At 40.1% G+C, this 5,984-nt stretch carries 5 protein-coding genes and 2 pseudogenes; 6 read left to right on the top strand and 1 reads right to left on the bottom strand.

Annotated features, from left to right (window positions below; translation table 11 throughout):
* Positions 1-96 precede the first annotated feature (96 nt).
* Positions 97-855, bottom strand: a pseudogene (locus V7K76_RS29180) (glutathione S-transferase family protein); the annotation flags it as partial.
* 132 nt (positions 856-987) lie between these two features.
* Between V7K76_RS29180 and V7K76_RS29175 the strand changes: the two are divergent.
* The 6 genes and pseudogenes from V7K76_RS29175 to V7K76_RS29150 all read left to right on the top strand — a co-directional run.
* Positions 988-1,290: pseudogene (locus V7K76_RS29175) on the top strand (molecular chaperone DnaJ); the annotation flags it as partial.
* A gap of 54 nt (positions 1,291-1,344) precedes the next feature.
* A complete protein-coding gene (locus V7K76_RS29170; RefSeq protein ID WP_334778249.1) occupies positions 1,345-3,237 on the top strand; it encodes an AAA family ATPase in 1,893 nt (630 codons plus the stop codon).
* The gene (locus V7K76_RS29165) at positions 3,222-3,560 is read left to right on the top strand and encodes a hypothetical protein (RefSeq protein WP_334778248.1); all 339 of its coding nucleotides are present in this window, start codon (positions 3,222-3,224) and stop codon (positions 3,558-3,560) included. Before V7K76_RS29170 ends, V7K76_RS29165 begins: the two co-directional genes overlap by 16 nt.
* A 169-nt stretch (positions 3,561-3,729) precedes the next feature.
* Positions 3,730-4,332 carry a hypothetical protein gene (locus V7K76_RS29160; RefSeq protein WP_334778247.1) on the top strand — a complete coding sequence of 201 codons (603 nt, stop codon included), beginning with the start codon at positions 3,730-3,732 and terminating at the stop codon, positions 4,330-4,332.
* Between the two features lie 119 nt (positions 4,333-4,451).
* Entirely contained in the window at positions 4,452-5,138 is a 687-nt protein-coding gene (locus V7K76_RS29155) for a J domain-containing protein (protein WP_334778246.1), read from the top strand.
* A gap of 97 nt (positions 5,139-5,235) precedes the next feature.
* Entirely contained in the window at positions 5,236-5,940 is a 705-nt protein-coding gene (locus tag V7K76_RS29150) for an Rpn family recombination-promoting nuclease/putative transposase (RefSeq protein ID WP_334954121.1), read from the top strand.
* Positions 5,941-5,984: the final 44 nt, after the last annotated feature.

The raw sequence follows: 5,984 nt of genomic DNA, 5'->3' as shown, positions 1-5,984 counted from the left end.
GTTGAGTGTGAATGTGAAAGTGATGTTAGCTTCTCTGGTGAAGAAAATAAAAGGCGATTTGCCAAGATGGCTGCGGTAATCCTACTTGATGGCAAGGGGCGGCAAATCATGTACGTGGGTGTGAAAGTCGCTCTGGGTACCGCAGTAGGTAGTTCGGCTTTCCATTGCGGCAAACCAGAAGCTCAAACGAGGGTTTTCTTCCCGCAGTGAGTAGCCCTTGTAGTAGTAAAGGCTCGCATTCATCCGTTCGAGATATGGCGTAAAAATGACATCGACGATGCCGAAGCCCGATAGAAAGTAAGGGCTTGGGGTGCTACCCAGAGCCGACTCTACCCTAGCCACCACTGCGATAAATTGTTCTCGGTTGCGTTGTTCTTGTTGAGAGGAATCGGTTCTAGAGCATAGCCAAGCGCACCAAGCTCTAAACAAAAGTCGTTCTAATTGACGTAGTGTCAGCACCGTGGGGTCTTCCATGCCTTGGTTCAATGGAGCAAATACTTTTTCCAAAGCGATCAAAATGTCATCGCTTTCTTTAATAATCCGTCCATCAAGCTCGATCGCGGGGAGCATTCCTGATGGTACCTTACGTTTGTACCAACTTTCTTTCTCTCCATAGCAGAACATTGTCACTTTTTCGATCCGGTAGGGGATCTGTTTTTCCTCTAGCCATAACCAAACTTTTTGACAGTAAGGACACCAGGCGTGGTTATCACGGTACAGCGTTACCCGCACATCAGATTCTGGCTGACCAAACAACCGCAACCTGGCTCTAGCGTTGGTAAGACCATTAACGGTATCTATTTGATAATCCGTGAGGGTTTCTAGTTCTTGCCAGCTTAAGGGTGCGGTAGTCATAGGGGGAGTTGCGTCGGGCAATTCTATACTCTACAGTATTTCCAGTTACACCAAGGCATAATTTTACCGATAGGTTCGCCCACTTGAAAAAGATATTGACAAATAGCAATATTGAGCCAATTAAATTTGGTTAACTTCACTCAATATGAAAACTTGAAACGGGAACTGCGTTTAGCAAAAAATACTCCAGAAGGAACAATGGTTTCTGATTCTCGCAAAGCTGCTAAAAAAGGCATTGACTCGATGGCTATTATGGTAGAAACGATAGAAAATCAAATTAACGTTGTTTCTCAGATTCGGGATTTTGTCAAGGACTTTAGAGAACAGAAGATCACTATCAAAGAATTTCTTGGTGGCCCACCAACTCTGCACTCCCTAGACGAGGAAATTATGTCAGATATTCTTGAGCAGATGTTGTCAGAATTAATGAGATAGTAGTTGATTTTTCTGAATAATCAGAGTTGGCAGTGAATAAAAACGTATTAACTAATGGACTTATTTGACCAACATCTTGCAAAAATAACTGAAGAATCAGCACCCCTGGCGGCTCGGATGCGTCCACGGACACTTGATGAATTTGTTGGTCAAGACCATATTATCGGACAAGGAAGGCTACTGCGGCGTGCTATTAGTTTGGATCAACTGTCTTCCTTAATCTTTTCTGGCCCACCAGGGACTGGCAAAACTACTTTAGCCCGTGTTATTGCCAACAGCACCTGCGCTCACTTCATTGCTATCAATGCCGTACTTTCGGGAGTTAAAGAAATTCGAGCGGCAATTGAAATAGCCCAACAACAGCGCAAGTTTCATAATCAACGAACTATTCTTTTTGTCGATGAAGTCCATCGTTTTAACAAGTCTCAGCAAGATGCTCTATTGCCTTGGGTAGAGAATGGTACAATCATTCTCATTGGTGCTACCACCGAAAATCCTTTTTTTGAAGTCAATAAAGCACTCGTAAGCCGTTCGCGGATTTTTCAACTTCAGCAATTAACTGATAAAGATTTATACAAAATTGTTGAGCAAACACTAGCTGATTCGGAACGCGGTTATGGCAACTTAATAGTACAAATTGACACAGATGCTTTAGCTCATCTAGTTAATGTTGCCAATGGTGATGCTCGTTCGTTATTGAATGCTTTGCAACTGGCTGTAGAGACTACACCCCCTGATGCTACAAGTGTTATTCATATTCCCCTAGCAGTAGCAGAAGAATCAATTCAACAACGTGCTGTTTTATACGATAAAGAAGGGGATGTCCATTTTGATACCATCAGTGCTTTTATTAAGAGCTTACGAGGTTCTGACCCAGATGCAGCACTCTATTGGCTGGCCAAAATGGTTTATGCCGGTGAAGACCCGCGCTTCATCTTCCGTCGGATGTTAATTCTTGCCAGTGAAGATGTCGGATTGGCTGATCCACAAGCAATTGTCGTTACAAATGCCTGTGCCGAAGCTTTTGACCGCGTGGGAATGCCAGAAGGACGTTATCATTTAGCACAGGCAGTACTTTATTTAGCGACTGCACCAAAATCCAATAGCATTATGGGCTTTTTTGATGCTTTCGCCGCAGTAGAAAATGAAAATGTTGCAGAAGTCCCTACTCACCTTAAAGATGCCAATCGGGATAAAAAAGGCTTTGGGCATGGGGCTGGTTATCTCTATCCTCACGCTTATCGAGATCATTGGGTAGAACAGCAATATTTACCCAAGAGCTTGCAAGGTCAATTGTTTTATCAACCATCAACCCAAGGTTATGAACATCAAATCGCAACGCAAGTGGCACGTCGTCGAGAAGCTCAACTTGCTGCAATAGTAGAAGGTATTGGTGTTGCACCAATGGAAGTCATGACTTATGGAACTGTTAACCGAGCAGATGAGCGTTGGTTGCAACGTACACTTTCTCAGGTAAGTACACAATTAGCATCTGTGCGCGAGCGCATTTTCACTTTCGCTCAATTACAACGTCATCACTTAGTATTGGATCTAAATGCCGCCACTGGTTTACTTACTTGGGAAGCAATACGGCAAGTTCCTGAAGGTGGGGTTTATGCCTGTGTTCGCAATCGCTCTGATGCCGATGCTTTAGTAGAACTTGCTGCGGCACTTCCTGAAACAATGCAACCAATAATTTTTACTGCATCTGTTGCACAGATACCTGCTATGCTGGCATCTCTTGCACCAAATGTACAGTTTGACTCTATTATTGGGCGCAATGTACTAGCCTCGGAATCAAATAAGGGACTTGCTGCTCAAATTTTAGGTCAATTGCTCCCGCACTCAGTCAAGCTTATTTTAGCTGAGACAGTACCTCGTCATACCCAAAGGTTTTACCGCTTACAACAAGCCAAAATCTTGATGCCAAATTGTATGAGCGATTAGTTTTAGCAGAAGAAGCTATTTATACAGATGCCTCTGACCCCATGCTTAACTGGGATGCTGACGATTTGCGTCACGCTTTTGCCTCAAATGGACACTGTGTACAAGTCGTTGTTGAAAAGTATTTGACACCAATGCACATCTCTGATAATTTTATCAAGCGTTTATTTGCTGCTAATCTTAATCGACCAAGTTATGCAGATCGTCTGGCTGCAAATTTGACTAGTGAGGAAATAAATATTATTAAAAATTTATTTGTTCGTTACTTACTCAACCAATCCGTTAATTGGTCAAGCACTGTGGCATTTTTAAATATTAGCGGATGAACATAATAGGCTATCAAATCACAGTCATTTATAATTATGAGTTTAAGGATGCAATTACTCGGAAGTACGTCTTGATAAAAACGGATCACTGAAGCTAAGGTAACATTTTTCCTTGACTTCGCTTTATTTGTAGATGAGTATGAACTGTTCAAAAGGATTTTACATAACTATGCCAATTAAAAAACACATTAATCTGAATGTTGGAAGTTTCCTTAATCCCACAGATAAAAAGATAGTTGTCAATTTAGCTAGTGAAGATATTTTAATTTTAATCACCCAAGAGTTAAAAACCCGTTACTCGCCAGAAACTCAAAAACAAGCCCTTGAGGGAAGTTCTGAGCTATTACCTGATTTCGTATTACAAGAATTATTAAAACGCCAAGAGCAGGTAATAAACGTTAACCCAGATACCTTAGTACTCGTTAACTGCAATATTACAGAAACAGAGGTCGATGATTTGGAATTTAATTTGACTGTCGAAGCATATTTTGTAATTGGGGATGCAAATGGTCAAAATCATTTTCGGGCTAATAGGATCGGACTTTGGTCAAATATATGGGGTGATGAAGAAAAACTTTTTGATTTAGAAGATGAACTTGGCGAGCAATTCTGGACTAATTATCAAATCCAGTTGCTCTTTGATGAAAAAAATCAGCAAACAATTGAATTAGAAGTATCACAAACAGATGACTATGAAGCAAGATTACAATTTTACCCATCTTTTCAAAAGTTTTTACCATCCATAGTTCCCTTTACGGATAATGACTTTTAAAATCCGCGATTAAACCAGAATACGCCTAGCAATTATGGCAGTCCAAGATGTGTCTTTTTTCGCATTCCCTAAGTAATGCGACAGTTCCATTTTAAACTTTAAACTTACATACGTGTTTCATGCCTCGAAAAACTACAGTTCCATCGCAATCAATTAAAGTAACTCCGCTAGCTCTGTCTCAATTACATATCCGCTTAGAGTTTCTAGAAAAACAACATCAATCACTACTCAAACAGATCAAGAAGAAGCGCACAGAACTGAAGAACTTTGTCGAACAGATGCGTTCTTTTGGTGCGGAATTTCTTACTAAAGCTACTCCACTATTCCAAAGAATGGCTGAGTTAGATCGGGAAATTCATACTCTGTTTGATGAAATTTTTACTACTAGAAAGCTTGGTAAACAAACCCTCAAAAAGATAGAAGCAGTTTACTGGAATCTACCGATGGCAGGAGTCATCAGTGTAAACCCCAATAGTAGACATTTAGATATAGAGTTAGACAAACCGTTTGATAATGAAGATGAAAATACAACTAGAGATTTTTCAGAGGAAACTACTTCAAAACACTATCAAAATTGGCAATCACAACAGCCTATAGAATCTCCCTCCGTAGCTAGAACAGATGAGCAAAGAAAAATTCGTCAAACATTTCTGAAGTTGGCTGAAATCTTTCACCCTGACAAAGCTAGAGACAGCGAAACACAGAAATATCATACAGAAATCATGAAAGAAATCAATAAAGCTTACCAAGACGGGGATTTAGCAAGACTAATATACATAAATCAGATTATCATCTCTTTATTCTAGTGGATTGCAGAGATATTTAGTATATGCGATACTGAGCTTTAGTAAAAATCTTAACCTGAAAATAGAATGATTGTTATGAAAGTTAAAGATAAATATTATGATTGACCACGACCGCCTTTTCAAAGAATTATTATCTACGTTTTTTATTGATTTTCTTGATTTGTTTCTACCTCAAGTAGCCAGCCAAATAGATCGTAATTCCATCCAGCTTTTACCCCAAGAAGTATTTAATGATGTCACTTCTGGCGAAAAGAAGGAAATTGATTTACTGGCGCAGGTGCGTTATCAACAGCAAGATACTTGTTTTCTAATTCATGTTGAAAACCAGTCTTACACTGAAACAGCCTTTGCAAAGCGGATGTTTAAATATTTTGCGCGCCTACATGAAAAGTATGATTTACCGATTTACCCAGTTGTAATTTTTTCTTTTGATGAACCCAAACGCGCCGAACCCCAAAATTATTGCGTCACCTTTGGAGATTTAAAAGTGCTGGAATTTCAGTTTGTAGCAATCCAGTTGAATCGTTTAAGTTGGCGCGATTTTCTCACGCAGCCAAATCCGGTAGCGGCAGCATTAATGTCAAAGATGAATATTTCCAAGCAAGAACGTCCACAGGTGAAGGCGGAATGTTTGCGGCTGCTGGCGACCTTAAAATTAGACCCAGCAAGGATGCAACTAATTTCTGGGTTCGTTGATACGTATTTGAGGCTCGACGATACTGAGAAACAGGTCTTTCAAGCGGCAATCAGTACAATAGACATCTCCGAAAACTATCAAAGCTTTACTATGGCTAGCTTATAGGATGTAAATGCAACCATCAAAACTAGCTAGTCAAAACTATAAAA

Origin of the sequence: Nostoc sp., assembly GCF_036917975.1 — a bacterium.
Classification (GTDB): domain Bacteria; phylum Cyanobacteriota; class Cyanobacteriia; order Cyanobacteriales; family Nostocaceae; genus Nostoc.
This window is presented reverse-complemented; position numbering and strand designations above follow the sequence as displayed.